This window comes from Burkholderia sp. 4NA327C6 (assembly GCF_005502655.1).
In the GTDB taxonomy this organism is placed as follows: domain Bacteria; phylum Pseudomonadota; class Gammaproteobacteria; order Burkholderiales; family Burkholderiaceae; genus Burkholderia; species Burkholderia contaminans.
On the sequence record NZ_SCNZ01000005.1, the window covers coordinates 1 to 26,540 of the forward strand.

At 65.6% G+C, this 26,540-nt stretch carries 28 protein-coding genes; 18 read left to right on the forward strand and 10 right to left on the reverse strand.

Annotated elements, in window-relative coordinates:
• Positions 1 to 211 (reverse strand): HPr family phosphocarrier protein (locus tag FFS49_RS06630; protein WP_171026727.1); only part of this gene is annotated, 211 nt, incomplete at its 3' end.
• Between the two features lie 124 nt (positions 212 to 335).
• Between FFS49_RS06630 and FFS49_RS06635 the strand changes: the two genes are divergently transcribed.
• From FFS49_RS06635 to FFS49_RS06645, 3 genes are read left to right on the forward strand one after another with little or no spacing between them, the layout of a single operon-like run.
• Positions 336 to 578 carry a hypothetical protein gene (locus tag FFS49_RS06635; RefSeq protein ID WP_137909721.1) on the forward strand — a complete coding sequence of 81 codons (243 nt, stop codon included), beginning with the start codon at positions 336 to 338 and terminating at the stop codon, positions 576 to 578.
• Entirely contained in the window at positions 575 to 919 is a 345-nt protein-coding gene (locus tag FFS49_RS06640) for a zinc ribbon domain-containing protein YjdM (RefSeq protein WP_039371651.1), read from the forward strand. The genes FFS49_RS06635 and FFS49_RS06640 overlap by 4 nt, the downstream gene beginning before the upstream one ends.
• Before the next feature lie 43 nt (positions 920 to 962).
• The gene (locus FFS49_RS06645) at positions 963 to 1,799 is read left to right on the forward strand and encodes a spermidine synthase (protein WP_105816994.1); all 837 of its coding nucleotides are present in this window, start codon (positions 963 to 965) and stop codon (positions 1,797 to 1,799) included.
• Positions 1,800 to 1,845: 46 nt separating this feature from the next.
• Here FFS49_RS06645 and FFS49_RS06650 read toward each other — a convergent pair whose 3' ends face one another.
• Complete coding sequence (locus FFS49_RS06650; protein ID WP_021158209.1) at positions 1,846 to 2,031, reverse strand: ribbon-helix-helix protein, CopG family; 186 nt, start codon at positions 2,029 to 2,031, stop codon at positions 1,846 to 1,848.
• 87 nt (positions 2,032 to 2,118) lie between these two features.
• Positions 2,119 to 2,877 carry a YoaK family protein gene (locus FFS49_RS06655; protein WP_039371660.1) on the reverse strand — a complete coding sequence of 253 codons (759 nt, stop codon included), beginning with the start codon at positions 2,875 to 2,877 and terminating at the stop codon, positions 2,119 to 2,121.
• Between the two features lie 257 nt (positions 2,878 to 3,134).
• Here FFS49_RS06655 and FFS49_RS06660 point away from each other — a divergent pair, with 257 nt between their 5' ends.
• The 3 genes from FFS49_RS06660 to FFS49_RS06670 all read left to right on the forward strand — a co-directional run bounded on the left by FFS49_RS06660 (position 3,135) and on the right by FFS49_RS06670 (position 5,409).
• A complete protein-coding gene (locus FFS49_RS06660) occupies positions 3,135 to 3,485 on the forward strand; it encodes a hypothetical protein (RefSeq protein ID WP_027792574.1) in 351 nt (116 codons plus the stop codon).
• Positions 3,482 to 3,694 (forward strand): twin transmembrane helix small protein, encoded by a 213-nt coding sequence (locus tag FFS49_RS06665; RefSeq protein WP_006489184.1) that lies wholly within the window; start codon positions 3,482 to 3,484, stop codon positions 3,692 to 3,694. Before FFS49_RS06660 ends, FFS49_RS06665 begins: the two co-directional genes overlap by 4 nt.
• 272 nt (positions 3,695 to 3,966) lie before the next feature.
• Positions 3,967 to 5,409 carry a sensor histidine kinase gene (locus tag FFS49_RS06670; protein WP_105816995.1) on the forward strand — a complete coding sequence of 481 codons (1,443 nt, stop codon included), beginning with the start codon at positions 3,967 to 3,969 and terminating at the stop codon, positions 5,407 to 5,409.
• A 13-nt stretch (positions 5,410 to 5,422) separates the two neighbouring features.
• Here the strand turns inward: FFS49_RS06670 and FFS49_RS06675 are convergent, their stop codons facing one another.
• On the reverse strand, positions 5,423 to 5,896 hold the full coding sequence (locus FFS49_RS06675) for a thioesterase family protein (RefSeq protein WP_039371669.1): 474 nt from the start codon (positions 5,894 to 5,896) through the stop codon (positions 5,423 to 5,425).
• A 231-nt stretch (positions 5,897 to 6,127) separates the two neighbouring features.
• Between FFS49_RS06675 and FFS49_RS06680 the strand changes: the two genes are divergently transcribed.
• Entirely contained in the window at positions 6,128 to 7,066 is a 939-nt protein-coding gene (locus FFS49_RS06680) for a response regulator (RefSeq protein WP_071336134.1), read from the forward strand.
• A gap of 324 nt (positions 7,067 to 7,390) precedes the next feature.
• Here the strand turns inward: FFS49_RS06680 and FFS49_RS06685 are convergent, their stop codons facing one another.
• On the reverse strand, positions 7,391 to 8,311 hold the full coding sequence (locus FFS49_RS06685; RefSeq protein WP_171026728.1) for an AraC family transcriptional regulator: 921 nt from the start codon (positions 8,309 to 8,311) through the stop codon (positions 7,391 to 7,393).
• A gap of 139 nt (positions 8,312 to 8,450) precedes the next feature.
• Between FFS49_RS06685 and FFS49_RS06690 the strand changes: the two genes are divergently transcribed.
• From FFS49_RS06690 to FFS49_RS06725, 8 genes are all read left to right on the forward strand, one after another.
• On the forward strand, positions 8,451 to 9,416 hold the full coding sequence (locus FFS49_RS06690; protein WP_105816997.1) for an SDR family NAD(P)-dependent oxidoreductase: 966 nt from the start codon (positions 8,451 to 8,453) through the stop codon (positions 9,414 to 9,416).
• Positions 9,417 to 9,842: 426 nt separating this feature from the next.
• A complete protein-coding gene (locus FFS49_RS06695; RefSeq protein ID WP_105816999.1) occupies positions 9,843 to 11,084 on the forward strand; it encodes a hypothetical protein in 1,242 nt (413 codons plus the stop codon).
• 171 nt (positions 11,085 to 11,255) lie between these two features.
• The gene (locus FFS49_RS06700) at positions 11,256 to 12,185 is read left to right on the forward strand and encodes a TauD/TfdA family dioxygenase (RefSeq protein WP_105817000.1); all 930 of its coding nucleotides are present in this window, start codon (positions 11,256 to 11,258) and stop codon (positions 12,183 to 12,185) included.
• Between the two features lie 49 nt (positions 12,186 to 12,234).
• On the forward strand, positions 12,235 to 13,266 hold the full coding sequence (locus FFS49_RS06705; RefSeq protein WP_105817001.1) for an ABC transporter substrate-binding protein: 1,032 nt from the start codon (positions 12,235 to 12,237) through the stop codon (positions 13,264 to 13,266).
• Positions 13,267 to 13,330: 64 nt separating this feature from the next.
• A complete protein-coding gene (locus FFS49_RS06710) occupies positions 13,331 to 14,320 on the forward strand; it encodes an ABC transporter ATP-binding protein (protein WP_105817002.1) in 990 nt (329 codons plus the stop codon).
• Complete coding sequence (locus FFS49_RS06715) at positions 14,317 to 15,204, forward strand: ABC transporter permease (protein WP_105817003.1); 888 nt, start codon at positions 14,317 to 14,319, stop codon at positions 15,202 to 15,204. The genes FFS49_RS06710 and FFS49_RS06715 overlap by 4 nt, the downstream gene beginning before the upstream one ends.
• 167 nt (positions 15,205 to 15,371) lie before the next feature.
• A complete protein-coding gene (locus tag FFS49_RS06720; RefSeq protein WP_105817004.1) occupies positions 15,372 to 16,589 on the forward strand; it encodes an acyl-CoA dehydrogenase family protein in 1,218 nt (405 codons plus the stop codon).
• 42 nt (positions 16,590 to 16,631) lie between these two features.
• Positions 16,632 to 18,002 carry an LLM class flavin-dependent oxidoreductase gene (locus FFS49_RS06725; protein WP_105817005.1) on the forward strand — a complete coding sequence of 457 codons (1,371 nt, stop codon included), beginning with the start codon at positions 16,632 to 16,634 and terminating at the stop codon, positions 18,000 to 18,002.
• A 2-nt stretch (positions 18,003 to 18,004) separates the two neighbouring features.
• On the opposite strand, the gene FFS49_RS06730 is transcribed toward FFS49_RS06725, so the two are convergent.
• The 4 genes from FFS49_RS06730 to FFS49_RS06745 form a co-directional block, all read right to left on the reverse strand.
• On the reverse strand, positions 18,005 to 19,192 hold the full coding sequence (locus tag FFS49_RS06730; protein WP_071336126.1) for an LLM class flavin-dependent oxidoreductase: 1,188 nt from the start codon (positions 19,190 to 19,192) through the stop codon (positions 18,005 to 18,007).
• A gap of 109 nt (positions 19,193 to 19,301) precedes the next feature.
• Positions 19,302 to 19,826 carry a cytochrome c gene (locus FFS49_RS06735; RefSeq protein WP_105817006.1) on the reverse strand — a complete coding sequence of 175 codons (525 nt, stop codon included), beginning with the start codon at positions 19,824 to 19,826 and terminating at the stop codon, positions 19,302 to 19,304.
• A complete protein-coding gene (gene soxC / locus FFS49_RS06740) occupies positions 19,819 to 21,093 on the reverse strand; it encodes a sulfite dehydrogenase (RefSeq protein WP_105817007.1) in 1,275 nt (424 codons plus the stop codon). Before soxC ends, FFS49_RS06735 begins: the two co-directional genes overlap by 8 nt.
• A 143-nt stretch (positions 21,094 to 21,236) precedes the next feature.
• A complete protein-coding gene (locus FFS49_RS06745; RefSeq protein ID WP_039371708.1) occupies positions 21,237 to 22,421 on the reverse strand; it encodes a porin in 1,185 nt (394 codons plus the stop codon).
• 483 nt (positions 22,422 to 22,904) lie between these two features.
• Here FFS49_RS06745 and FFS49_RS06755 point away from each other — a divergent pair, with 483 nt between their 5' ends.
• Both FFS49_RS06755 and FFS49_RS06760 read left to right on the forward strand, forming a co-directional pair.
• A complete protein-coding gene (locus tag FFS49_RS06755) occupies positions 22,905 to 23,249 on the forward strand; it encodes a DUF3088 domain-containing protein (protein ID WP_046546845.1) in 345 nt (114 codons plus the stop codon).
• 46 nt (positions 23,250 to 23,295) lie between these two features.
• A complete protein-coding gene (locus tag FFS49_RS06760) occupies positions 23,296 to 24,294 on the forward strand; it encodes an ABC transporter substrate-binding protein (RefSeq protein ID WP_105817008.1) in 999 nt (332 codons plus the stop codon).
• 133 nt (positions 24,295 to 24,427) lie between these two features.
• Here FFS49_RS06760 and FFS49_RS06765 read toward each other — a convergent pair whose 3' ends face one another.
• Entirely contained in the window at positions 24,428 to 24,748 is a 321-nt protein-coding gene (locus tag FFS49_RS06765; protein WP_039371720.1) for a hypothetical protein, read from the reverse strand.
• A gap of 517 nt (positions 24,749 to 25,265) precedes the next feature.
• Here FFS49_RS06765 and FFS49_RS06770 point away from each other — a divergent pair.
• Positions 25,266 to 26,387, forward strand: coding sequence for a DUF2827 domain-containing protein (locus FFS49_RS06770; RefSeq protein WP_105817009.1), 1,122 nt, complete (start codon positions 25,266 to 25,268; stop codon positions 26,385 to 26,387).
• Positions 26,388 to 26,540 lie beyond the last annotated feature (153 nt).

Below are 26,540 nucleotides of genomic sequence, written 5' to 3' on the forward strand. Positions count from 1 at the left end.
GGCCGGTGGCCAGCACCTGTGCGGACGTGCCGCCGTGCACCTGCAGCGCCGCGACGGCGGCGCTGTCCTTCGCATCGCTGCTGATCCCGTTCGCGATCAGCAGGATGTCGCTTGCGAAGCCGCGCGCCGCATCGACGGCTGCTTCTCGTGCGGCGTAGCCGCGGTTGCGGTTCCACGCGGCGCCGATTTCAACGTACACAACGGTTGCCACGATGTCGGAGAGCCTCTGGACGGAACGTCGGGATCGGTGTGCGGCGCCGTGCCGGCGGTGTGCCAGGCACGCGAGAAATGCACTTTTTCGCATGACTCCGGAAAGCCTGCAGCGCAGCCGGGGCATGGATATCCTGCGCGCATGTGCCGGCATTCTCGGCGAAACGGGCTACAAGTCCGGCGAACGGCGTGAAAACGCTGATTATAATACAACAACCAAGACATGTGTATTGCATTATAATGCCGTGTGCGCCGAAGGCGGGCCGCCGATCCGTCGGCGCGTGCCTTCAGGCCGGCCGGGCCGCGCTGCCAGCGCGCCCGGCCTTTTTATCGACGACTCAACTCCCCCTGAATGGAAGCTGCAATGAACGCCGCCCCCGCCTGCCCGCAATGCGCGATGGACAACACTTACCCCGACGGCACGCTGACCGTATGCGCGGACTGCGGCCATGAATGGTCGGCCGGCGCCGGCGCCGAAACGGGCGACGAACCGGCGGGCGACGTCGTCAAGGACGCCAACGGCAACGTGCTGTCGGATGGCGACTCGGTCGTGCTGATCAAGGATTTGCGTGTGAAGGGCTCGTCGATCACGCTTAAGATGGGCACCAAGGTCAAGAGCATCCGGCTCGTCGGCGGCGACCACGAGGTCGACTGCAAGACCGACATGGGCGGCTTCATGCTGAAGGCCTGCTACCTGAAGAAAGTCTGAGCGCGCACGCTCCAATCCACCGTCAGCAATCGACTGCCCGTTCATGGCCGAGGATCGAATTTCCTACGACGCGTTCATCAGGTTCCTGGCGACGCCGCTGAACGACGGCCGGCCGTTCGTGCTGGAGACGCAGCACGCGCTGTCGCTGCATTTCGACCATCTCGGCACGCAGAGCTTCATGTCGCTGCGGGATCCGGGCCGGCTCGAGCTCGGCTATACGCGCGTGATGATGGGCTTTCTGCTGCTGCAGCCCGAGCCCGCCCACATCTGCATGCTCGGGCTCGGCGGCGGTTCGCTGGCGAAGTACTGCTACCGGCACTTGCCCGGTGCGACGATCGACGCGGTCGAGATCAACCCGGACGTGATCGCGCTGCGTGACGTTTTCCGGATCCCCGCTGACGACGGCCGGTTCACGGTGGTGTGCGCCGACGGCGCGGATCATCTGGAACGGGCGGATGTCAGGACGGACGTGATCCTGCATGACGCGTTCGTCGCCGACGGCATGCGGGGCCGCTGTACGGGCGCCGCATTCCTCGCCGCATGTCACGCGCGCCTGAGCGAAAACGGCGTGCTGGCCATCAACTTCATGGACGACGATCCGGCGCTGCCCGAGCATCTCGAGCAGTTGCGAGCGATATTCGGTGTGTCGTATACGCTGGTGCCGTGCGGCGACGACAACAACTTCATCGCGTTCGCATGGAAGGGCGGCAACCGGCTGCCGTCGCTACGCATCCTGCTCGAACGCGCACTTGCGTGCGCACGGGCCGGCGAGCTCAAGCTGGCGGCAACGGCGAGGCGGATGAAGGCCGGGGAGGGCGTTGACCCGCAACGGCTGCTGATGCGTGCGCAGCCGCATGCGCGATGGGAAATCGGCGCGTAGCCGGCATGAGGGCGCCGCTGCCGGCGCGGGCCCCGTACGGCCACGCTTATTTCACGCGTTTGCCGAGCGCGCTCTTGGTCTTGTACGTCACGCCGTGGCGGTCGAGATACTCGCGGATCAGTTGCCGCACGACTTGCGAAGGCGTGAGGTCCTGCTCTGCGCAGAGCATCTCGAAGGCTTCTTTTTTCGCGGGGTCGATCAGGACGGTCAGGCGGGCGGTTTTCGTTTCCATTGCGAGGCGAGGGTGGTCGGTATGTTAATCAAATTATAATCGATCTGCCTTCGGCACCACCGCCGAAAGCGCTCTCCCGGTGCGCGATCAGCGCCTGCTGCGGATCAAGACGAGCAGGTCGTCGATCACCGGTACGATCGCGAGCGTGACGAGTACCGCGGCGAGCGGCACGGTCGATACGTAGCCGACATGCTTGAAGCCGATCGCGCCGGCCAGGCCGCCGATGAAGAACGACGCGAGCATCGTCGCGTGAATCCGCAGTTTCGAGCGGTTGGCGATGACCGCATGCGCGTCGACGTCGACTGCCGACCGGTTCCAGTAGAACAGCTTCCCGAGCTCGATGCCGAGGTCGGTCACGATGCCGGTCATGTGCGTCGTGCGGATCTCCGCGCCCGACAGCTTCGTGATCGTCGCGTTCTGCAGCCCCATGATGAAGCACAGCAGCGTCACGGTCACCGGCACGAAGAAGGTTTCCCACAGCGCGAGGTGGCTGCCGAGCAGCCCGAACAGGAGCAGCAGCGCGGCCTCGACCAGCAGCGGCAGCATGAACTGGCTGTGCAGCCCGCGGCGGCGGCCCCAGTTGACGAGGATCGCCGAGCAACTGGCGCCGATCAGGAACGATCCGAGCGAACTGATGCCGGCCAGCGCGAGCGGCACGTCGCCGAGCGCCATCTGGTCGGCGATCGCCGACACGATGCCGCTCATGTGCGACGTATATTGCTTGACCGCGAGGTAGCCGCCGGCATTGGCCGCGCCGGCGACGAACGCCAGCGAGAACCCGAGCTGACGGTTCGCGGTCGCGCTGCGGTGTTTTCCCGTCAGGTTTCGAAAGTACTGCGCTGGCATAGGGGCTCAGGGGTTTCGCTCAATCGCCGCGGATCGCGGGCACGGACATGACGACCGGCACCGGACTGCAGGGCGGGCACGCCGCCTGCGTACAGGTGCCGGGTCTCGAATCATGTGATGAACATGATAATGCCATTATCATACTCTGTTAGTCGAATAGGGCATTCAGTACAATGTCACCCGACGCGGCCGGCCTGCGGCTTCGCTGCCGCACGGCCGCGCCGACCGCCTTCGCGATCACTTCTGCCCACCGTTTCATGACCCCGATCAAGTTCATTCTGCGCTACACGGCGATCCCGTTCACGGCCATCGTGGCCGTGGTGATCTGGACTGTCATACCATCGTCGAAAGAGATCGATGCGAGACAATATGCGGCGCTGTCGCGCGCGTACGCGAGTTTCCCGCTGCCGTTCCGGCGCGAGATCTCGGAAACGATGGACCACGGCCGGATCAACGACCGGCGCTACCAGGCGCTCGTGCGCGATTCGCTGGGCAATGGCGTCGCGCTGGACTGGCCGGCGTCGGGCGTCGGCGCGCTCGCCGACGAGCGGCAAAAACTGGCCGAACTGATTCAGGCCGATTCCGATCTTCAAGGGCATCACCAATGAAAACTCTGCTGGTTTCCGTGGCATTCGCGATGATCATCGCGAGCCTGATCTTCGCGCTGTACTTCATGAATCACGACCGCGGCAAATCCAAGCGGATGGCATGGTCGCTCGCGGCACGCGTCGGGCTGTCGGTCACGCTGTTCCTGTCGCTGCTGATCGCTTACAAGCTGGGCTGGATCGAGCCGACCGGGTTGCCGATCGGGCGGTGAAAAGCGAACGCCTCGTTGCATGCGGGGCGTTTGCACAAATGCGAGTTCGGCTCTCCAATCGAGCTATTGTGATAAGAAAACTTATCGTAATGGCGCGATCTGCATGATCAAAATCGGGTTTCGCACAACGCGCGCAACGATGGTGATGCGCGGAGGCCCCGTGGACAAACCCGCCGCGCTCGCTCGCCTGCCGCGGCGTGCTACTCTCGCGAATGGCACCGGCCAGGACAGTTCAGTGGTGCGCGACCAGTAAACATTGTGGATTCACGCATATGTACTCGATCTTGCCTGCGTTTGTCTCTGCGTTGTTTCTCGGGTTTGGCCTCTACGTGCTGGCCACCAAGGGCCTCACGCGGGTATCCGTCCCGTTCGCCTTGATGTGCGCGACGACCTTCGTCTGGCAGGGAACGTGGGCCTTCCTGTTCCAGACGACCGACGCGGACGTCGCCAACGTGTTGGTCAAGGCTGGCTATCTGTTCATCCTTTTTCTGCCGACGACCTTCTATCATTTCGTGACGGAGGTCGTGTCGCGTCGGGGCGAGCGGCCGTTCATATTCGCGTCCTACGGACTCTGCGTCCTGCTGGCCGTGCTGCTGGTCACGAGCAACGCAGTCGTCGATGGATTCCGCCCGCATTTCTTTGGCCCGTATCCCAACGCGGGCCCACTGCATCCGTTGCACGTCGTGCAGACGGTACTCCTGGTCGTCCGCAGCGGTTGGCTCCTGATCGACGCAAGACGCGAGGGGCGGGCGCGCGACGTCCGGCAGTTGCTCACGCAATGTCTCGTCAGCCTCGGCCTCTACTCGCTCGCGGCGACCGACTATGCGGTGAACTACGGCGTCGAGTTCTATCCGGTGGGGGTGCTGTTTATCGCGATCAGCCTCGGGATTCTCGCGACGTCGATCGTCCGCTACGGCCTGATGGGCCCCTATCTGCTGGCCGCGACGGTCGCGCACGAAGTGGCCACGCCGCTGGCGGCGATCGGCCTGCACGCGGACGAGCTGCGCACCGTCCTGCCGGTGCTGCTGCGCGGGTATCGGCTGGCAGTGGAGCACCGGTTGTGCGCCGACGGTTTGTATCCGGGGCAGCTGGAGCGGCTACCGGCGCTCGCGTCGTCGATCCGGCGCCAGGTCGACACCACGAGTACGGTGGTCGAGATGTCCCTGGCGTCCTTTACGCTGGACCGACTCGATCGCCACAGCTTCGCGGCCTATCCGATACGGGCCTGTGTCGACGCCGCCGTGGATCGCTTTCCCTTCCGTCCGGGTGAGCGGGACCGCGTGTCGGTCGACGCGATCGATACGGACATCCAGTTTTTCGGATCCGACTCGCTCGTGATCTTCGTCATCTTCAATCTGCTGAAAAACGCCCTGTACGCGATCCATGCAAACGGCCGTGGGCAGATCGAGATCGACGCGCATCGCAGCAACGGTTACTGCGTGATGCGTTTCAGCGATACGGGCCCGGGCATCGCCCCCGATGTGCTCCCTCAAATCTTCGACGCCTTTTTCTCGACCAAGTCGCACGGGCGCGGCGCCGGCATGGGCCTGAGTTTTTGCCGCCGCGCATGTGAAGCGCTCGGTGGCACCATCACGTGTGAATCCGTCCCCGGCGTGCGGACCACGTTCACGATTCGGCTGCCGGAGCCCGGAGCGCCGGCGGACCATGCATTGCGCGATCCGCCGGCGCTCCCCCGGCGCTATCGCATCGGGTAGGTCGGTCTCACGTTCAGTTCGCGGCGGACGGCAGGATCAGTTCATACGCCTTGACCCGCTCGATGATGCCCGGCGGAAACCGGCGGATCCGCTTGTCGGGACCGGCAAACACGATTTGCTGATACCCCAGCGACACCTGCCGGCCGTCAACGTAGAAGCGAAACAGCAGGTAGGCCGAACATTGCCGGACCTCGAACGTATTGAGAAAGCAATCCACACGTTGGAACGGAAACGTCTCGTGGATGTATTCCTGATGCGCGCGCTTCGTCACGAATGCGCCGCCTGCCGCCATCAGGTTGTTGTGGATGCATTCGTGAAACCAGCGTTCACGGCACACGCCCTGCCATTCGAAATAGCGTGCGAAATAGGTATTCATGAAAGCATTGGAATCCTTGAGGTAAATGTCGACCACGTGGTGGAAGGTTTTCTCGGACAGATGTGCCGTTTCGTTGGAAAGGACGTGAAGAATCGCGTCTCGCGTCAACATGGATAACTCCTTGAATCGCTACTGGCGGTAGCTGCGCATTCCTTCAACGAGAAGGAATGGCCCGATTCTCCCCGTGCAATTCTGCTGCGCGGCGCGTTTGAAACGTGCAGAATTCACGGATGCGGATCAGTTGATGTGCGTCTCGTTTTCACCGGATAATTGCGGCGATAATCATTCGCGGTAAAGCGTCTCCGATACCGTTTCTTTTTCTGCTGATTTATCGAGACTCATATGCAACCCTTTGTTAGGCAGCCGGTGCTCTATCCCGTGTCCGTGGTATTTGTCGACGACAATCCGGATTTCCTGCAGGCGCTGCGGGGCGCATTTCCGGACGAACGCCTGAACCACTTCTTTACGCACCCCCAGGCGGCGCTCGACTTCGTGTCGTCGCGTGACACGGAGATGCCACCAACGGCCGCGGACTATTTCGGTGCGGAGAAAACAGGCGGGAATGCGATCGGCGAGGATGCGCTCGCCGATCCTGCCCGATTCGAGGCGGTGGGCGCGGTAGTCGTCGATTATTCGATGCCGGAGGTCGACGGCATCCAGTTTCTGACCTCCATCCGCAACGCGAACTGCACGAAAATCCTGCTCACCGGCATCGCCGACGAGCGCGAGGCGGTGGCCGCGTTCAACGCGGGGCTGATCGATTGCTATCTGAAGAAAACCGACGTCGAGATGGCGCGCAAGCTGGCCACCGCGCTGGACGACGCGAAACGCAAGTGCTGCGCGGCCCGCGGGCACATCAGCCTGCACGAGGCGGGGGCGACCTACCAGGATCCCCGGATCGTCAAACTGATCGACGAGGTGGCCGCGCGGGAAGGCATCGTCGAATACTACTGGCGCCCCAATCAGGACGCGGTGCTGATGTTCGATGCCGCCGGCGCGCCAAGTGTATTTCTCGCCTGGAGCGAAGAGGACTGGGCGTTTCACTGCGATATCGTGTCCGACGCGGGCGGACCGGCCGAATTGCGCCAAGGCATGGAAGCGCGCCGCATCATGCCGCTGTTCTGGCCATCGCAGGCCTATCGGCCGGGCCTCGCGGACATTCGCTGCGCGGCCCCGCTACCCGTTCCGGGATGGCACGGCACGTCTTACAGCTGGATCCGTCTGGATGATCCGGCCGCCGAGCGCGATCTGCCTACATTGGCAAAATGGCGTCACGCGTAAAAGCGCATCCGCCCATTTCCGGACGGAAAGGATCGGCGAGGCGGTACTGTCGTCGACCCGGCAGCCACTCGAATTGGAACAATCCCTGTCAATGTTGACAGTTATCAGCGGCGCGGGATTTTGTTCCAATTACACCTTGTTCCGAGGGCCGCCCACTTTTCCAATATTCCAATAGACGGCACATCCATTCAGTGCAGACCGTTGACCGACGGTCTGCACGCGCTTTCAATATCGATCGATTGTCGATCTGATATTGTCATCACGTTTCCCAAAAACTGCAGCGACAAACGATCCGCACATTTCCGACGGGTTTTCAACGGCCTGCTAACCGCGGGATTCGCTCGCAAAGTCATGGCGATACGCGCGGGGAGAGCAGCCCACGATGCGCTTGAAAGCATGTCCGAACGCGCTATCCGAGTCGTAGCCGAGCATCTGTGCGATCGCCGATATCGACGCGTTCGAGCGTCGTAGTTCCCGCATCGCGAGCTGCACGCGCCAGCGCAGGACGTACTCGAGCGGCCCGAATCCCAGCCGCCGCTTGAAATGCAGCGCGAACGTCGAACGCGATACGTGGCAGCAGGTCGCGAGTTCGTCGACGGTCCAGCGTCGCGCGGGCTCCGCATGAATGGCGACAAGTGCCGTGCTCACCCGGGAATCCGAGAACCCGGCAAGCCACCCGACATCACTGCTCGCGCCGTCGTCCACGTAGCGCCGCAGGATCTCGACCAGCATCATGTGACCGAGATGCCGAACCATCAACGATGCCCCTGGCGATGGCTTGCCGAATTCATGCGCGAGCCGCTGGAGCGCCCAGCGCAGCACCGCCGCCTGCTCGGAGTCCCCGCTCACGACGACTACGGGCGGCAGGCTGCCCAGCAGCAGCGGCATGCCTTCCTCGTACGAGAAGCGGCCACCGATCAGGAAGCAGTTCACCGGGGCGCCATGGTGCGCGATACCGCGTTCGACGTTCCGGTACACGTCGGCGGCAGGCACCGGCGTAACCGATGGATCGCTCGCCAGCCGGAATGCCCGCGGCGAGGCGAGCAGGAAGCAGTCTCCCGTGCGCAACTGGATGGGCGGTCCGGCGCCGTCGACGCTCAGCCAGCAGCTTCCTTCGACAACCGCATTGAACTTGATGCCCTCGGGCGGCGGAATGGCAACCGCCCACGCGCCGCCTGCTTTCAGGCCGGTGAAATACGAATCGCGCGTTTCCAGCAGCGACAGCACTTCCGATAGAGGATCCACGCTCACGCTCCGGACGATCTCGCCGAAAAACCGGATTCTATTGCATTCACAGTCCGGGGGCATCGCCGGAAAATGAATTCGTGCAGTGACGCGGCCGACAGGCGGGCGCGTGCTTCACGCATCGTTCCAGGAGCCTTCAATGACGAGCAGGCAACACCCCCTTCATTCCGGATTCGGCGCTGCATCGACGGCAAGCGACGTACTGGCCGATCTCGACCTTCATGGCAAGACCGCGATCGTCACGGGCGGCCATTCGGGTCTCGGCCTGGAAACGACGCGCGCACTGGCGGAAGCCGGTGCGACCGTCATCGTCGGCGCACGGAGCGTCGATGCCGCGCGCGAAGCAACGCGTGGCGTCGCCGGTGTGGAGGTTGCGGCGCTCGACCTCGCCGATCTCGCGAGCGTGGCCGCGTTCGCGGCGCGGTTCGTCGACGCGCACCGCGACGTGGACATCGTCATCAACAGCGCGGGCGTCATGGCGTGCCCGGAGACGCGGGTCGGCGATGGCCGCGAAGCGCAGATGGCCGTCAACCATCTTGGGCACTACGCGCTCGTCAACGGACTGTGGCCCGTGCTCGCGCAGGGTGACGGCGCCCGCGTGGTCGCGGTGTCGTCGCTTGGGCACCGGCTGTCACCGATTCGCTGGGATGACGTCCATTTCGCACACGGCTACGACAAATGGCTGGCGTACGGGCAGTCGAAGACCGCGAACGCGCTGTTCGCGGTTCAGCTCGACGCGCTCGGCGCCCCGTTTGGCGTACGCGCCTATTCGCTGCATCCGGGCAAGATCGCGACACCGCTGCAGCGTCACCTGACACGCGACGAGATGATGGCTCAGGGCTGGGTGGACGAGCACGGCGTGCCGATCGATCCGACCTTCAAGACGCCTGCCCAAGGGGCGGCAACCCAGGTCTGGGCGGCAACGTCGCCGCGCGTTGCCGGGATCGGCGGGGTCTATTGCGAGGATTGCGACATCGCGGTTGTCACGGAGGGAAACGAGGAGTCGGGCGTGCGGCCGCATGCGATCGATCCGGAGCAGGCGGTGCGTCTGTGGGCGTGGTCCGCGGAGGTGACAGGGATCGATGCCTTTGCGGCGCGCTGTTGATGCCCGGGCGCTCTTGCTGGAGTGCATGGGCATCGGCGGCGACAGCGCGTTCGAGTTCGTCGAGCAGAAGCCGTTGCATGCTGCCCTGTTCGTGCTCCGAGAGCAGCGTGAGCGCGCCGGCCGTGCCGGAGCGGTAGCTTTTGGCACGCAGGCCACGCGATACAGCTCGACCGGAATCCGGATGCAACGACGCGCTCAGGTTGTCGCCCGCAACCTGACAACGCCCATTCTGCGGGCCGGTACCGTCGACTCGCGATTCGTCTCCCGGCCCGGGTGGGCTTGAAGCCTTGCATGACAGACATCACCGGCTGGCCTGTGCAGCACGCGAATGTCATGAACGGGCCGGGTCGGCGCACGTCCGCATGGTTAGAATGACCGCCGCACCTCCGTTCATTCCGTGGCCCGTCACCGGGCCGGCACGAGCCCATGACCTTGCAAGAACTCGAAAAACTGATGCGGCGCCTGTTCGAGGATGAGAGCCTCGACATCGTCGGCGATACCGGCTACAGCCTTTCCTTCCTCGTGCCCTGCAAGGTCCGGGACGTGAAAGCCGCGCTGCAGGCACGCACCGGCCCGGCCGGGTGGGACGGCGAGGCAGTGCACTGGTTCTACCGGTGCGACGACGAGGACTGGGCGCTGTACCTGCGCTCGGTCCCGCATGCGGTGTACTGCATCGCATCCGTGCAGTCGCTGCATGCGCGCCACATGCAGCAGGTCGAGGAGGCGTCGAAGGTCACGCCGGAACAGCAGGCCCTCTACGACGCGGAGGAAGCGCAGCGCCGCGAGGCGGCTGCAGCACGGCGCCTGCGCGATACGCGCAACGAGCCGCTCGCGCCGCTCGGCGGGCCGTTCCATAGCGATGGCGAACGTGTCTGGGCGCGCACCGGCAGCGGGGATCAGTATTGCGCGCTCAACAATTTCGATCTCGCCAGCTTCCGGCACCTGGTCGACAACTTTGCCGTCGATGCATCGGGGCTGCGCTACTACGCGGCCGGCGCCGCGTTCAGCTACGACCACGCAGGCGAAGGCCTCATTGCCGACGGCGATGCCGCCACGCTGGAATCCGTGGGCGGCGACTGGTACCGCGATGCCCGGCAGGCTTACTACTTCGAGCGCGACCCTTACGATCCCGATCGCGGCCAATGCCATCTGACCGTCGTCAAGGCCGACGTAGCCACCCTGACGCACATCGGCGGCGCGTACGCGCGGGATGCGAAGCACCTGTTCTGCGCCGGCGTGCGCAAGCGCGGCATCGACGATCCGGCCGGCGTGGTCGGCCTCGGGTACCGGTACGCACGGCTCGGCGCGCAGATTCTTTACGACGGCAAGGTCGTGGACAAGCCCGGGCGGGTCGATGTCGAGACCGCGCGCGGCGTCTTTCACGACATGCTGATCGACGCCAGCGGGCACGTATTGTGGGGCAAGAACTACCGCAAGCCGTTGCCGGGAATCGACCCCGGAAGCCTGCGCTTCCTGAACTGGGCCTTCGCGGTCGACGACCAGCGCGTGTACTACCGGACGAACACGAACCTGGCCGTGTGCAAAGGCATCGACCGCGCGAGCGTGGAAGCCGTGCCGCCGCTACGCATCCGCGACAAGAATGGGCTGGTCGACATCCGGTATCCGGAAGGCGCCGTGCACGTATCCGACCCTTCGACGGAGTCGTGACAGCGGCCGCGACCGGCCGTTTTCGCACGAGAGCCTGCCGCCCGCTACTGCGTCGTATGCGGGAGCAGCGATCTTTATCAGCGCAGCAGATAAACGTATCGGAATCGCTTCGTTGACGCCATCCGGCACGCACTCGTAGATTCGCTTTTTGACCGAATCTGGGGCCGTGCCGTGACGACTACCGCCATCCGCGACGACGCATCGCTTTCCGCCGGGCATCCGCCCGCATCGCGGCCGCGCGTTGCGGCGCAGCACTTCGACATCGTGCCGTTCGATGCACCGCTCGGCGCCGAAGTGATCGGCCTCGACCTGTCGCAACCGCTCGGCGCCGACGATTTCGCGCGCATTCATCGCGCGCATCTCGATCACCACGTGCTGGTGTTTCGCGACCAGCGCATCACGCCGGACGAGCACATCGCGTTCAGCCGCCGCTTCGGCCCGCTGCAGATCCACGTGCTGCACCAGTTCGCGCTGGCCGGCCATCCGGAGGTGCTGATCGTGTCGAACATCGTCGAGAACGGCAAACCGGTCGGGCTCGGCGATGCGGGCCATTTCTGGCATTCCGACCTGTCGTACAAGGAAAAACCAAGCCTCGGCTCGCTGCTGCATGCGCAGGAGCTGCCGCCCGAAGGCGGCGACACGCTGTTCGCGAACATGCATCTCGCGTGGGACACGCTGCCCGCGCACCTGCGCCGCGCGGTGGAAGGGCGGCGCGCCGAGCATACGTATCTCGCACGCTATGCGGAGCTGCAGGCGCGCAGTCCATGGCGGCCGAACCTGTCGCCCGAGCAGATCGCGCAGGTTGCCGCGGTCGTGCATCCGGTCGTGCGCACGCATCCGGAAACGGGCCGCAAGGCGCTGTTCGTCAGCGAGCATTTCACGACGCGCATCGTCGGGCTGCCCGACGACGAAAGCCGCGCGCTGCTCGACGAGCTGTTCGCACACAGCGTGCGTGCCGAGCATGTGTACCGGCACCAGTGGCGCGAGCACGATCTCGTGTTCTGGGACAACCGTTCGCTGATGCATCTCGCCGCCGGCACGCCCGACCACCTGCGCCGCAAGCTGTACCGCACGACGATCGAAGGCGACGCGCCTTTCTGAGCCACGTGCCGCCGCGTCAATCTTCCGCCCCATCCTGACTGGAGTTCCGATGTCGTTTTCGTTTTTGCCGGCGCGCCGCGCGCTGGCGGCCACCCTGACCGCGGCGCTCGCGTTCGCCGGCGCAGTCGCCCCGCAAGCCGCGCACGCGGAAGGCCGCATCCGCATCGCCGAGCAGTTCGGCGTCGTCTACCTGATGCTGAACGTCGCGCGCGACCAGCAGTTGATCGAAAAGGAAGGGCGCAAGGCCGGCCTCGACATCAAGGTCGACTGGGTGCGGCTGTCGGGCGGCGCGGCCGTGAACGACGCGCTGTTGTCCGGCGCGGTCGACATCGCGGGCGCGGGCGTCGGGCCGCTGCTGACCGTGTGGGACCGCACGCGCGGCCGGCAGAACGTGAAGGGCGTCGCGTCGCTCGGCAATTTCCCGTACTACCTCGTCAGCAGCAATCCGAACGTGAAGACGATCGCCGACCTGAGCGCGAAGGACCGCATCGCGGTGCCGGCGGTCGGTGTGTCGGTGCAGTCGCGCGTGCTGCAGTACGCGGCCGCGAAGCAGTGGGGCGACAAGCAGTTCGACAAGCTCGATGCGCTCACGCAGGCGATTCCGCATCCGGACGCGACGGCCGCCATTCTGGCGAACAGCAGCGTGATTACCGGCCACTTCGGCAATCCGCCGTTTCAGGAGCAGGAACTCGCCGGCAACCCGAATGCGCACATCGTGCTGAATTCCTATGACGTGCTCGGCGGCCCGAGCTCCGCGACGGTGCTGTATGCCACCGAGAAATTCCGCGACGACAACCCGAAGACCTATCGCGCATTCGTTGCCGCGCTGGCCGATGCCGCGCGGCAGATCGCGGCCGATCCCGAGCGCGCGGCCGATACCTATATCCGCGTGAACGCATCGAAGATCGATCGCGCGCTGCTGCTGAAGATCCTGCGCAATCCGCAGGTGCAGTTCAAGACCGCGCCGCAGAACACGCTCGCGCTCGCGCAGTTCATGCATCGCACCGGCGCGATCCGCAACGAACCGAAGTCGTGGCGCGACTACTTCTTCGACGATCCGGCGACGGCCGGCGGCAGTTGACCGGAGCCGCTTCGACGCCGCAATCGACGCTTATGCGTCGGCGCGGTTTCGATATGTGGAATCGATGGTTGGTCCGCGACAGGGCTGGCCGCATGCTGATGCTTTACCCGCAAGAGATTCGATCGTGAACGCCACTTCTCCCCGAACCTGGCTGCCGCCGTATGCGGCACGCGGCGGCGCGGCGCCTGCCGCCCACCCCGTGCCCGACGCGCCGGTCGCCGGCCGGCCCGCGCCGGATGCCGCGCAGGCCGGCGCGCACAGTGAACGCCTGCTCGCGATCGACCGCGTGAACCTCGAATACCGCAGCGGCGCGCGGATCGTGCGCGCGACCCACCAGGTCAGCTTCGACGTGTACGGCAGCGACCGCTTCGTGCTGCTCGGCCCGTCGGGATGCGGAAAGTCGACGCTGCTGAAGGCGATTGCCGGCTTCATCGAGCCCGTATCGGGTTCGATCGCGCTCGACGGTCGGCCGGTGCGCGGGCCGGGGCCTGACCGCGTCGTGGTGTTCCAGGAATTCGACCAGTTGCCGCCGTGGAAGACGGTCGTCGAAAACGTCGCGTTTCCGTTGCGTGCCGCCGCAAAGTTGTCACGCACCGAAGCAAGGGAGCGCGCGCTGCATTATCTCGACAAGGTCGGGTTGAGCGGGTTCGCCGACGCCTATCCGCACACGCTGTCGGGCGGCATGAAGCAGCGCGTCGCGATCGCGCGCGCACTGGCGATGCAGCCGCGCGTGCTGCTGATGGACGAGCCGTTCGCCGCGCTCGACGCACTGACGCGCCGCAAGATGCAAGAGGAACTGCTGCGCCTGTGGGACGAGTTCCGCTTCACGCTGCTGTTCGTCACGCATTCGATCGAGGAAGCGCTCGTCGTCGGCAACCGGATCCTGCTGCTGTCGCCCCATCCGGGCCGCGTGCGTGCGGAACTCAACAGCCACGAGCATTCGCTCGACGACGTCGACACCGGCGACTTCCGCGACAACGTCGCGCGGATCCATCGCCTGCTGTTCGATACCGACACGACCAGCGCCCCAACGACGGAGGAAGCCGCATCATGAGCACGATCGATCCGGCCCTGCCGCCGCTACCGCCCGTGCGTGCCGAATACGAACGCACGCTCGACGCAGTGCCCGACGCCGAACGTGCCGTGCCGGCTCCGCTGTGGCGTCGCGTCGCCGGTGCGGGATGGTTTCGGCGCAGCGTCATCGCACTCGTGCTGATTGCCGGATGGGAGATCATCGCGCGCATCGTCGCGAACGATCTGCTCGTGCCGACCTTCGGCGCGACGCTGGCCGCGTTCGTGCAGGGCATCGAATCGGGCGAACTGCTGGTGAAGACGGGCATCTCGCTGTCGGTGCTGCTGCGCGGCTACGCGCTGGGCGTGTTCTTCGCATTTGCGCTGACGTCGCTCGCGGTGTCGACGCGCATCGGCCGCGACCTGCTGGCGATGCTGACGTCGATGTTCAATCCGCTGCCGTCGATCGCGTTGCTGCCGATTGCACTGCTGTGGTTCGGGCTCGGCACCGGCAGCCTGCTGTTCGTGCTCGTGCACGCGGTGCTGTGGCCGCTCGCGCTCAGCATGTATACAGGCTTTGCGGGCGTGCCGGCCACGCTGAAGATGGCGGGGCGCAACTACGGCCTCACGGGCCTGCGCCAGATCGCGCTGATCCTCGTGCCGGCCGCACTGCCGTCGATCCTGTCGGGCCTGCGCGTCGGCTGGGCATTTGCGTGGCGAACGCTGATCGCGGCCGAGCTGGTATTCGGTGCGAGCGCGGGCCAGGGCGGGCTCGGCTGGTACATCTTCCAGAACCGCAACGAGCTGTATACGGATCGCGTGTTCGCAGGCCTCGCGGCCGTCATCGTGATCGGCCTGCTCGTCGAGAACCTCGTGTTCGACACGCTCGAACGCGTGACCGTGCGGCGCTGGGGCATCCAGCATTGACGTAACCGCACGCGGCAATTCCCGGCGCACGCATAACGTAAGCTGAAATCGGCTTTTCACGCGCGCCGGGTGCGTCCCTATACTTTGCGATGCTGCGCACGCGGCGGTTCGCGAATGCCGCGATCGCGCGACGCAGCGTCCGATCTTCTCGAACAAGGACCTGCCGAATGACTGCCCGTGATGCCGTCGATCCGCGCGACGCGTTGCGCGACGCGCTTGCCGCGCTACCCGATCTCGCGAACGCGATCGGGCAGGATGCCGCGCAACGCGAGGCGCGTCGCGAACTGCCGTTCGAGGGTTTCGTGATCTTCCGGCGTTCCGCGCTGGGCGTGCTGCGGATTCCGGTCGCACGCGGCGGCCTCGGCGGCACGCTGGTCGACCTGTTCGACACGATCGCAACGCTGGCCGCCGCCGATTCGAATCTCGCGCACGCGCTGCGGATCCACTACGACCAGATCGAGACGCTGCGGCTTTCGCCGCGCACGCCGTTCAACGATGTGCAGCTCGAGCGCGCGCTGGCCGGTGCGATCTTCGGCGGCGCGTCGACCGAGCGCGGCACGTCGCGGCCCGGCGAGAACACCACGGTACTGCGCCGGGACGGCGATCACTATCGCGTGACGGGCCGCAAATACTATTCGACCGGCACCGCGTTTGCCGATTTCGCGCGCATCAACGTGGAGACCGAGCAGGGCGACGCGGTCGCCTTGATCATTCCCGTCACGCGCGACGGCGTGCAGGTGCTCGACGACTGGGACGGCATGGGCCAGCGCATGACCGCGAGCGGCAGCCTGTTGCTGAACGACGTGCAGGTGTTCGCGGATGAAGTAGCCGCGCGCGACGGCTCGACGCTCGTCGGCCGCCATTGCGGCGCGCTGCGGCAGCTGCATCTCGTCGCGACAGGCGCGGGCATCGTGCGCAACGTGGTTGCCGATGCGCGTCGCTACGTGCTCGCGCACGGCCGCCCGGTGCTGCACAGCCCGGCGCCGACCGCGCGCGACGATCATTTCATCCAGCAGGTCGTCGGCGAGCTGTCCGCGCACAGTCATGCAATCGATGCGCTCGTCCGCGAAAACGCGCGGGCGCTCGACCGTTCCGCCGACGCGATCGAAGCCGGCGATGCCGATGCGCATGCGCTGGTGCTCGACAGCGCACTCGCGACGGCACGCACGCAGCTCATCGTCAGCAAGCTGGCGCTGCATGCGGCGGAGCGGCTGTTCGAAGTCGGCGGCGCGTCGGCGACGGCGCGCGAACACAACCTCGACCGGCACTGGCGCAACCTGCGCACGATCTTCAGTCATAACCCGTTGCTGCACAAGGCACGCGTGATCGGCGACTACGAGCTGAACGGCGTGACGACGCACCTGACCGAAGGCCGCGTGTTCTGACCCGGCCGCGCGCGCGGCCCTCTTTACCGGAAACCCCTCCCGATGACGACCCGCACCGGACACCTGCATCTCGGCGCATTCCTGTACCCGACCGGCCATCACATCGCCGCGTGGCGTCATCCCGATTCGCAGGCCGACGCGGGCGTCGACTTCGGCCACTACGTGCGGCTCGCGCAGGCAGCCGAGGCCGCGAAGTTCGATCTCGTGTTCCTTGCCGACGGCGTCGGCACGCGCGGCGACGACGTCGAGTTCCTGAGCCGCACCGCGCACAGCTACGTCGCGCAGTTCGAGCCGCTGACGCTGCTGTCGGCGCTCGCGGCCGTCACCGAGCGGATCGGCCTCGTCGGCACCGCGTCGACGAGTTTCAACGAGCCGTTTCACATCGCGCGCAAGTTCGCTTCGCTCGACCACATCAGCGGCGGCCGCGCGGGCTGGAACCTCGTCACGTCGTCGAGTGCGCACGAGGCGCGCAACTTCAATCGCGACGCGCATTTCGATCATGCCGAACGCTATGCGCGCGCGGAGGAATTCGCGGATGTCGTGCGCGGCCTGTGGGATAGCTGGGACGACGATGCGTTCGTGCGCGATCGCGCATCGGGCCGTTTCTTCGATCCCCGCAAGCGCCACGTCCTCGACCATCGCGGCCGCTTCTTCCAGGTGCGCGGGCCCTTGAACGTCGCGCGGCCGCCGCAGGGACACCCGGTCGTCGTGCAGGCAGGCTCGTCGCCGGCCGGTACGCGGCTGGCCGCGCGCACGGCCGAGGTGATCTTCACCGCGCAGCAGACGCTCGACGACGCGGTCGCGTTTTATGCGGACGTGAAGGGCCAGCTCGCGGCGTTCGGCCGCGACCCCGATACGCTGAAGATCATGCCTGGCGTGTTTCCGGTGGTGGGCCGTACCGAAAGCGAAGCGAAGGAGAAATTCGACGCGCTGCAGTCGTTGATCGACCCGGCGGTCGGGCTCGCGCTCGTATCCGGCCTCACCGGCGGGTTCGACCTGTCCGCCTATCCGCTCGACGGCCCGATTCCGCCGCTGCCGGAGACCAACGCCAGCAAGAGCCGGCAGGCGCTGACGATCGAGCTCGCGCGCCGCGAGAACCTGACGATTCGCGAACTCTACTTGCGCGTTGCGGGTGCGCGCGGCCACTGGCAGCTCGTCGGCACGCCGGAGCAGATCGTCGACCAGCTCGAGGAGCGGTTCGTGCATTACGGCGCGGACGGCTACAACGTGATGGCGCCGACGTTGCCCGGCGGCCTCGACGATTTCATCGCGCTGGTGCTGCCCGAGTTGCGCCGCCGCGGGCTGTTTCGCCACGACTATGCCGGCCGTACGCTGCGCGAGCATCTGGGGCTGCGGCGGCCCGTGCGCCACGCCACCGCCGCTCACGCCGCTTACGCCGAAACTGCCGCCTGACGTCAGCGCCGCAAGCCGGCGTCGCGCAGCAGCGGAAGCACGCGCTCGCCGAAGAAGTCGAGATCGGGCTTGAAGTCGTAGAAGCTCAGCTGGATGCCGTCGATGCCCGCGCGGTGCAAGCGCACGATCGTATCGGCGACTTCCTCGGGCGAGCCCGTGATCGAGATATTGCCGCCGATCGCGCGCGAAGCCGCCTGCGAGCGCTGGTCGAAGCCGCCGCGCCACGCATGCGCATCGCTGTCGAAGCGATGAAAGCTGCCTTCATCCGCATGCGCGACGATTGCGTCGCGGTACGCGCGTGCTTCGGCCGCCGTTTCGCGGCAGATCACGAGCGGGTTGAGCAGCGTGCGGATCGCCCGGCCGCGGGCCGCGGCCGCCGCCTTCACACGCGCGGTATGCGCGGGCAGTGCATCGATCGCGCGTTCGGCGTCGGGGCCGGCCGGGCTCGTGACGAACACGATGTCCGAATAGCGTGCCGCGAAGTCGATGCCCGCGTCGGACCCGGTCGCGTTGATCAGCAGCGGGCGGCCGTAGCGCGGCTTCGGCGTCACGAAGGCTCCGCCCAGCCGCCAGCTCGACAGTTCGGGCGTGTAGCTGAAATTGTCCGGTTGCGCCCACAGCTGCTGGACCGCATCGACGAACTCGGCGGCCATTTCGTAGCGCCGGTCGTGTTCGATCCGGTTCCAGCCGAACATCTCGTGCTCGATCGCGCGGTGGCCGGTCACGACGTTGATGCCCCAGCGCCCGCGCGAGATGTGATCGAGCGTCGCGGTGAACTTCGCGAAATGCAGCGGATGCCATGGGCCGTAGAGCACGTGGCTCGTCGCGACGAGGATGATCCGTTCGGTACGCGCGGTCAGCGCGGCCAGCGTCATGAACGAGTCGAGCGCGTGGCCGTCGAACACGCCGCCGTAGCCGCCTTTCGGCAGCCACTGCGACAGCGCGAACACGAGATCGAAGCCGAGCGCCTCCGCGCGCGCGACCAGGTCGGCGTTGTAGTCGAAGGTCCAGTCGGTCGTGCGCGGCAGCGTCGACGCGCTCCAGCCGCCGGCCTGGATCGGCAGGAACAGCCCGAGCATCAGCGGCTGCGCGAGGACGCGCGACACCGGGCTGTCGGGGAAATCCGCCGGCGAGCGGACGTCGACGAACGGCGACGGCGCGACCGGAGCGGCGAGGGAGGTGTCGCTCATGATAGGTTCCTTGCGGATTGGGCACGTACCGGGCCACGACGGCGCGCACGGGCGGCGGCGAATCGCGCGGGTGCCGTGCACGACGGGCCTGCGAGTGGATCGAGCGGCGTCATAGCGTGCCGGGCCTCGGATCGGGCACGAAACCTTCGCGATTCGGCATCCGCACGCGTGGCAGCGTGCGCGAGTCGAGCCGTGCATCGCCGGGCACGATGCCGTTCAGATGGAGCACGTACGCGGTGACCGCATAGACGTCGTCCGCGCTCAGCGATTGCGGTGCGTTGTACGGCATCGCGCGGCGGATGTAGTCGAACAGCGTCGTCGCATACGGCCAGTAGCTGCCGACCGTCTTTTTCGGCTTGGCGCTCGCGAGCGAGCCGATGCCGCCGACGAGCGGATCGCCGACGCCGCCTTCGCCGCCGGCGCCGTGGCACATCGCGCATTTGTCCGCGAACACGTGAGCGCCGCGCGCGACCGTGCCTGCGCCGGGCGGCAGGCCGCTGCCGTCTGGCGCGATGTCGATGTCCCACGCGGCAAGCGCGGCACGGTCGACCGGCTGGCCGAGACCGTAGCCCGCGCCGAATGCGCTCGGAACCAGCAGGGATGCGGCGAGCAGGCAGGCAAGCGGCTTACGCATTGCGCACCTCGCCGTCCGCGCCGACGCGCCAGTTCTGGATGCCGTTGTAGTGGTACTGCGAGTTGACGCCGCGCACGGCGACGAGCGCCTCGCGGGTCGGCTGCACATAGCCGGTGTCGTCGGTGGCGCGGCTTTGCAGGTCGGCCGGCTCGCCGTTCCAGATCCAGTCGGCTTCGAAGCGCGTCAGCGCGCGATCGCGCACGTCGCCCGTGAGTCGCGCGGGCCGCCACGTGCGGCCGCCGTCGGTCGAGACGTCGACCGCGCGAATCCGGCCGCGTCCCGACCACGCGTAGCCGCCGATCGGGTAATAGCCGTGCGCGGTGAGCCGATGGCCGGCCGACGGCCGCGTGATGACCGACTTCGCATCCATCTCGAACACGAACTGGCGCGCGCAGCCGCCGGGCAGCAGGTTCGTGTATTTCGACGTTTCCTCGCGCGTCATCTCCGGCGCGCGCACCAGCTTCAGCCGCCGCAGCCACTTGATGTTCGTGTTGCCTTCGAAACCCGGCACGATCAGCCGCACCGGATAGCCGTTCTCGGGGCGCAGCCGTTCGCCGTTCTGCGCATAGACGACGAGCGCGCGCTCGAGGATCCGGTCGAGCGGCAGGCTGCGTGTCATCGCCGCGCCGTCGGCGCCTTCGGCAAGCAGCCAGCGTGCGTCAGGCTCGATGCCGGTTTCGTCGAGCAGCGTCGACAGCCGGACACCCGTCCATTCGCAGCACGACAGCAGCCCGTGCGTGAACTGAACGGGCAGCCCGCTCGGGCCGTTCCATTCGCTGCCGGTGTTGCCCGAGCATTCGAGGAAGTGGATCCGCGATTCGGACGGAAAGCGCAGCAGGTCATCGATCGTGAACACGCGCGGCTCGCGCACGAGGCCGTGCACGACGATGCGATGACGCTGCGCATCGATCTCGGGCACGCCCGCGTGATGACGCTCGTAGACGAGGCCGTTCGGCGTGATGTCGCCGAACAGGTCGGCGAGCGGCGTCATCGACGAGCCGGAGCCGGGCAACGCCGGCGTACGGGCGCTGCGGCGGATCACGTCGCGCTCGTGCGGCCCCGGCATGCCGTAGGGCGGCGACAGCAGCGGCGCGCCCGGACCGCGGGTCCATGGCGGCACGTCGAGCGCAGAGAGCGGGGCGAGCGGCTGGCTCGCCAGCGCGCCGCCGGCAGGCAGCATCGCTGCCGCCCAGCCGCCGGCGAGCCGGCGCAGTGCTGCGCGCCGGCCGCTGCGCGGTGGGCGGGGCGGGAAACGGGAGTCGGTCATGGTCGAACGCGTATCGCGCGCCGGGGCAGCGCGCGGGGAAACGCCCATTCTCGGCAACCGGACCCGGCGCGGCAAACAACGATTCCCGCTTTGCTTATCGCACCCCGCCGCCGCACGCCGCGCCGCGCCCGATGCGCGCACCGTCAGAACTTCACGCGCAGCCCGCTGACGAACGCGACCTGGCGGTTCGTCGACGAAGCACTCCCGATGTTCGAGATCGCCGCGATCCTGCGATAGCCGCCCGCCGTCGCCGTGCTCGGATCGCCGGCCGCGAGCTGGTAGATGCCGGACAGGTAGATATCCGTACGCTTCGACAACGCGTAGTCGAACCCGAGCGTGAACTGGTGCCAGCGCGGCTTCAGCGTCTGGCCGCCGGTGCCCGGCAGGCCGCTCGCGCGCCCGTCGGTGAACGTGTAGACACCGATCAGCGTGGCAGCCGGCGTGATCTGGTAACGCGCGTTCACGTCGTAGTTGTTGAACTTGCGTGACGAACGGTCGAGATAGTCGAGCTGCGTGTGGCTCCACGCGAAGCCCAGCGTCGTACGGCCGAGCGCGTAGTTCGCGCCCACCACGCCGATCTGCTGCTTGAGCACGCCGCCGTTCAGCCCGTAGAAGAATCCGCCGCTGTAATCGTTGCCGGTGGTGGAGGTCGCACCGCCCACCGCGCCGCTCGTATTCGACGTCGAATTCGGATGATTGATGCGGACATAGCCGGCGCCCACCGACAACGGGCCGTTCACGTAGTTCGCCGACGCGCCCCACGCGTTGTTGTTCGAGAACCCGGTGCCCGCGCCACCGTTGGCCTGGTTGCTGAACGCATAGAGCAGGTCGGCCGTGAAGCCGGCGATCGTGTCGCTGCGGAACTTCACCGCGTTGTTCAGGCGGAAGCTCTGGTTCATGTTGTCGTTGTCGCCCACGTGCGTGGCCGGCGACCAGAAGCCGGACCCCGAGTACTGCGCAACGAGGTCGGTGATCGGCTCGTACTGGCGGCCGAAGGTCAGCGTGCCGAGCCCCTTGCTGGCCAGGCCCACGTATGCGGAGCGGCCGAACAGGCGGCCGCCCTGGCCGAGCCCGCCGTCGCTCGGCCGGAACCCGCTTTCGAGCGTGAAGACCGCCTGCAGCCCGCCGCCGAGATCTTCCACGCCTTTCAAGCCCCAGCGGCTGCCGCTCAGCTTGCCGCTCGTCTGCTGGATGTTGCTTGCGCCACCCTGGTTGTTCGTATAAGCGAAACCGGCATCGACGACGCCGTACAACGTGACCGAACTCTGCGCATGCGCGCTGACCGAACCGATCGAAACCAAACCCAGGACTACCGATTTTCTGATCATGACTATCCTCTTTTTTATGGGTACATCTGCGAGGATCACGATCCTATTGATGACGGCGGTGCCGGCGAACGGTCGATCCGTGGTTTGCAAATCGCTGCGCGGCCGATTTGCAATAGGCGTTGCCGCAAGCCCTGCATGTGCGCCGCGATCGCGTCCGGCACCCATGCTGCGGCGAACGTATCGCGCGAACGGCGAACGTCGGGCACCGGATACACGCGGGCGCCGTCATATCGATCGCTGAAATCGTTCGATGTGCGCAATACCTGCGTCCCGGCGCGCGATGTTTTTACGCAACGCCCGCTGTGCGGCGGGCGCCCGATGCGCTACGCGCGGCCGCATATCGATTCCGCAAAACGTTGGTAGGGCCGTGCGACGCGTGACGGTAGAGTCGGGCATCCGGCCTCGGGCCGGCATGCTCCGGGAACAGAAGGGCGCCCAAGCGCATTCATCCCGGCTGAACAACGAACACGGGAGCTGTCTGTCATGAGTCGCGATGTGCTGTTTCTGCTGGAACCGGGCTTTGCCGATCCGAAGCATCCGGGCCAGCGCTTCGTCTGCCCGCATGGATTGTCGATCGAGGGGCTGCTGGCGAGCGCGCCCGATCGGGCGGGTCGAATCGACGTGAAACGTGTCGGCTTCGAGCGGCCGCGGCACGCGGTGATCGACGCGCTCGACGATGCGCACCAGGGGCTGCCGGTCCTCGTGCTCGGCCGCGACCAGCCGGCGCCGGACGACGCACAGACGCTCGGCGACGTGCGCTTCGTCACCGACGCGCGCCGCATCCTCGAACTGCTGGCCGAACGCCACGGATTTCCGGTGCTGCATTGACGCGGCGATTTTCACTTCCCGTTTGATCGACCGACAGGAGCATCCGATGTCGTCAATTTCGGCGGCGCGTCGCCGTTTGCTGTTTGCCGGCGCCGCGGTGGCGGCGGCGCCCTGGGCCGCGAAGATCGCGTTCGCCACGCCCGCTGCCAACACCGATCTCGCCGGCACCACGCTGCGCGTCGCAACCTACAAGGGCGGCTGGCGCGCGCTGCTGCAGGCGGCCGGGCTGGCCGACACACCGTACCGGATCGACTGGCGCGAGCTGAACAACGGTGTGCTGCATATCGAGGCGCTCAACGCGGATGCGCTCGACATCGGTTCGGGCAGCGAAATTCCGGCCGTATTCGCCGCGCGACAGAAGGCCAACGTGCGGCTCATCACCCGCGTGCGCGAAGACCTGAACAACCAGGTCACGCTCGCGCGCAAGGACACGCCGATCCGCAGCATTGCAGACCTGAAGGGCAAGCGTGTCGGGTACGTGCGTGCGACGACGTCGCACTACTTCCTGTATCGCCAGCTCACGGAGGCCGGCCTGAGCTTCGACGACATCCAGCCGATCAACCTGTCGCCCAGCGACGGCTTGTCTGCCTACGATCGCGGCGACATCGACGCGTGGGCGATCTACGGCTACAACGGCCAGCTCGCGCGCAATCGCTACGGTGCACGTGTGTTGAAGACGGGGAAGGGCTATCTGTCGGGCAACTTCCCGGTCTATGCGAACCCGCGCACGCTCGACGATGCGCGCCGTCGCGCGGCAACGGGCGATCTGCTGCTGCGGTTCCGGCGCGCGTATGCGTGGGCGAACGGGCATTTCCGCGACTATGCGCTCGCGCAGAACAGCGAGACGCGCGTGCCGGTCGCCGATCTCGTCGCGATGTTCGATCAGCGCAGCGAAGACTACGCGCTGCTGCCGGTGACGCCCGACGTGGTGGCGCAGCATCAGCAGGTCGCGGATGTGTTCGCGCGGATCGGTGTGCTGGACGGGTCGGCCAATGTTGCGCCGCTGTGGGATACGTCGTTCAATGCGCTGGTCGCGGCGACGTGATCGAGCGTAACGAGAAGGCGCCCGAGTGAGTGGGGGATGCGGATGAACACGTGCTCTCGAAGGCGCTGTTCACCGCGCGCGAACCCGGCATCACGCCTGCAGTGAGTCTCGTCACGAGATCCGGTCGACCGGATCAGGCGAACGTCGTCGCGACCATGATGCCGAACACGACGCCGATCGCAATCCCGCACAGCCGGCCGTAAATCGATGCGCGCACATTGTCGTCGAGCACGAACGGCGAGCGTTTGTGCTTCCATACCGTGCTGAATGCGACGGGGCGCGTCAGCAGGGTGACGCACGCGATCAGCACCGGCGTGGCGATGAGCATCGCGATGCGCGGCCCGTTCCAGTCGACGCCGTGCATCGCCAGCGAAACGATCGCGGCAAGCGGAACCTCGACGCACAAGCCCAGCAACGAACCGTTGACGAATGAATCTCCGGGGGACTGGAACATGATCGGTCCTGGCATTCAAATGAAATCGGCGCCCGGCTCGAGCTCCCGAAGTTGAAAAAACCGTGGCCATTGCCCAAGGTCGCTCGACCGCATTCGACATCAGCCAGGATGACGGGCGGATAGTACGGCAAATCATTCGCACGTTGGCGGTCGCTCAAGCTATTTAACAAACGTCCCGGGTAGGCGCGTGTTTTCATGCTGCGTCGGGATATCGCGCCGTGATGAAATCGGGCACCTTGTCGAGGTTGGCGCGCGTGGAGGCTGCGTGATCGACCTGGCTGCAGGGCATTGCCGTTCCGGCACGAAATATGATCCGTACGAGGCTATCGCGGTGTGGATCTCGCACGTTCGCCGATCCGGCGTACGCGCGGATTGATGGCGCCAACGGTCGCGGCCCGAGGAAGCAGGGTCAACCGTGCCGAGCCGCCTGTCATATTTTGACAGTTCTTGACAGCCCGGGACGAGTGCAGCGCTATGATCTAACTCCTTTTCGGATGGGCACCCTGGAGAACCTCCCATGAGTTTGGCACGCTCGCTCAGCATCGGTATCACAATTGGCCTTCACCACGCGGCGGAGAGTCTCTGGGTCAACGGCATCAAGCAGAATGCCTTGTATCTGATGAAGCTCTTTCAACACTCGCCGCTGGGCCATCAGGTAACCCTCGTCAATACCACGAACGTCAGGATCACGTCGGAACTTCCGTGGGATACCACGCAGTATCCGATCCGCTCGTTCGACGATGCGAAAGACTCGCTCGATGTGCTGATCGAACTCGGGGGACAAATTGACCAGCAGCAAACCGCGTATCTGCAGGCACGCGGTACAAAAGTCGTGAGTTACTGCTGCGGGCCGGAATACGTGCACATGATGCAGGCGATGATTTTCGGCAGACGCCATGCGGAAACGGTATTCATCAACCAGCGTTATGATCAGGTGTGGATCATCCCGCAAGTTGTCGATACCAGCGCGAGCTACTTCAGCGTATTACGGCGCCAGCCGGTTCGTGAAGTCCCGTTCGTCTGGGACCCGATGTGCGTCGAAGAGCGGTCGGCAGCACTCCCGCATCGCGGGGAGTATCGTCCAACCGGGCAGCCGAAGCGCCTCTCCATCATGGAGCCGAATATCGACGTGACGAAGTTCTGCCTCTATCCGCTCTTGATCGCAGAACTGGGCTATCGAAAATTTGGCGAAAAGATAGCTTATGTGCACGCGACGAACACCGAGCATCTTGCAAAAAGCAGCCCCGAATTCATCGGTATCGCGCACCACCTCGACCTGGTGCGAGATTCGAAAATAAGCTTTGTCGGCTATTACAACACCCCTCAATTTCTTTCCGAATTCACCGACATCGTAATATCCCATCAATCAGGGCTCGCACTGAATTACTTCTATTTCGATGTTTGCTGGAACGGGTATGCATTGATTCATAACGCATACCTCTGCCGTGAGCTTGGTTATTTTTATAACGAACAGGATGCGGAGGAGGGTGCGTTGCAACTCGGTCAGGCAATCGATTCGCACGATGAAAAATGGGTTGATTACAAGAACCGGCAGCGTGAATTCATCGGTGGATTTCTATCGACAAATTCAAATCAAATCGATTCATATGACAGGCTGCTGATCGGTCTTTTCGACTAAATTCACGGCATTTCATTGGGAAAACGGATAAGCCACTGACTGAAGCGAGTGATACTCGATTCGGAATGCGCATGTCGCTCTCGCCTCGAGATCGGGGTTGACTGCGCGCCGGTAGCCGCAAGCGGAGCGAGGTTCACCTTGCACGTTGAGTGC

What these genes read in the sequence shown, in the direction of transcription:
- FFS49_RS06735 (WP_105817006.1), bottom strand. Translation starts at nt 19,826, where the DNA reads ATGCGTAAGCCGCTTGCCTGCCTGCTCGCCGCATCCCTGCTGGTTCCG.
- FFS49_RS06670 (WP_105816995.1), top strand. Translation starts at nt 3,967, where the DNA reads ATGTACTCGATCTTGCCTGCGTTTGTCTCTGCGTTGTTTCTCGGGTTT.
- FFS49_RS06640 (WP_039371651.1), top strand. Translation starts at nt 575, where the DNA reads ATGAACGCCGCCCCCGCCTGCCCGCAATGCGCGATGGACAACACTTAC.
- FFS49_RS06675 (WP_039371669.1), bottom strand. Translation starts at nt 5,896, where the DNA reads ATGTTGACGCGAGACGCGATTCTTCACGTCCTTTCCAACGAAACGGCA.
- FFS49_RS06680 (WP_071336134.1), top strand. Translation starts at nt 6,128, where the DNA reads ATGCAACCCTTTGTTAGGCAGCCGGTGCTCTATCCCGTGTCCGTGGTA.
- FFS49_RS06705 (WP_105817001.1), top strand. Translation starts at nt 12,235, where the DNA reads ATGTCGTTTTCGTTTTTGCCGGCGCGCCGCGCGCTGGCGGCCACCCTG.
- FFS49_RS06755 (WP_046546845.1), top strand. Translation starts at nt 22,905, where the DNA reads ATGAGTCGCGATGTGCTGTTTCTGCTGGAACCGGGCTTTGCCGATCCG.
- FFS49_RS06745 (WP_039371708.1), bottom strand. Translation starts at nt 22,421, where the DNA reads ATGATCAGAAAATCGGTAGTCCTGGGTTTGGTTTCGATCGGTTCGGTC.
- FFS49_RS06655 (WP_039371660.1), bottom strand. Translation starts at nt 2,877, where the DNA reads ATGCCAGCGCAGTACTTTCGAAACCTGACGGGAAAACACCGCAGCGCG.
- FFS49_RS06770 (WP_105817009.1), top strand. Translation starts at nt 25,266, where the DNA reads ATGAGTTTGGCACGCTCGCTCAGCATCGGTATCACAATTGGCCTTCAC.
- FFS49_RS06665 (WP_006489184.1), top strand. Translation starts at nt 3,482, where the DNA reads ATGAAAACTCTGCTGGTTTCCGTGGCATTCGCGATGATCATCGCGAGC.
- FFS49_RS06765 (WP_039371720.1), bottom strand. Translation starts at nt 24,748, where the DNA reads ATGTTCCAGTCCCCCGGAGATTCATTCGTCAACGGTTCGTTGCTGGGC.
- FFS49_RS06635 (WP_137909721.1), top strand. Translation starts at nt 336, where the DNA reads ATGGATATCCTGCGCGCATGTGCCGGCATTCTCGGCGAAACGGGCTAC.
- FFS49_RS06715 (WP_105817003.1), top strand. Translation starts at nt 14,317, where the DNA reads ATGAGCACGATCGATCCGGCCCTGCCGCCGCTACCGCCCGTGCGTGCC.
- FFS49_RS06660 (WP_027792574.1), top strand. Translation starts at nt 3,135, where the DNA reads ATGACCCCGATCAAGTTCATTCTGCGCTACACGGCGATCCCGTTCACG.
- FFS49_RS06730 (WP_071336126.1), bottom strand. Translation starts at nt 19,192, where the DNA reads ATGAGCGACACCTCCCTCGCCGCTCCGGTCGCGCCGTCGCCGTTCGTC.
- FFS49_RS06720 (WP_105817004.1), top strand. Translation starts at nt 15,372, where the DNA reads ATGACTGCCCGTGATGCCGTCGATCCGCGCGACGCGTTGCGCGACGCG.
- FFS49_RS06690 (WP_105816997.1), top strand. Translation starts at nt 8,451, where the DNA reads ATGACGAGCAGGCAACACCCCCTTCATTCCGGATTCGGCGCTGCATCG.
- FFS49_RS06650 (WP_021158209.1), bottom strand. Translation starts at nt 2,031, where the DNA reads ATGGAAACGAAAACCGCCCGCCTGACCGTCCTGATCGACCCCGCGAAA.
- FFS49_RS06760 (WP_105817008.1), top strand. Translation starts at nt 23,296, where the DNA reads ATGTCGTCAATTTCGGCGGCGCGTCGCCGTTTGCTGTTTGCCGGCGCC.
- soxC (WP_105817007.1), bottom strand. Translation starts at nt 21,093, where the DNA reads ATGACCGACTCCCGTTTCCCGCCCCGCCCACCGCGCAGCGGCCGGCGC.
- FFS49_RS06725 (WP_105817005.1), top strand. Translation starts at nt 16,632, where the DNA reads ATGACGACCCGCACCGGACACCTGCATCTCGGCGCATTCCTGTACCCG.
- FFS49_RS06695 (WP_105816999.1), top strand. Translation starts at nt 9,843, where the DNA reads ATGACCTTGCAAGAACTCGAAAAACTGATGCGGCGCCTGTTCGAGGAT.
- FFS49_RS06645 (WP_105816994.1), top strand. Translation starts at nt 963, where the DNA reads ATGGCCGAGGATCGAATTTCCTACGACGCGTTCATCAGGTTCCTGGCG.
- FFS49_RS06710 (WP_105817002.1), top strand. Translation starts at nt 13,331, where the DNA reads ATGGTTGGTCCGCGACAGGGCTGGCCGCATGCTGATGCTTTACCCGCA.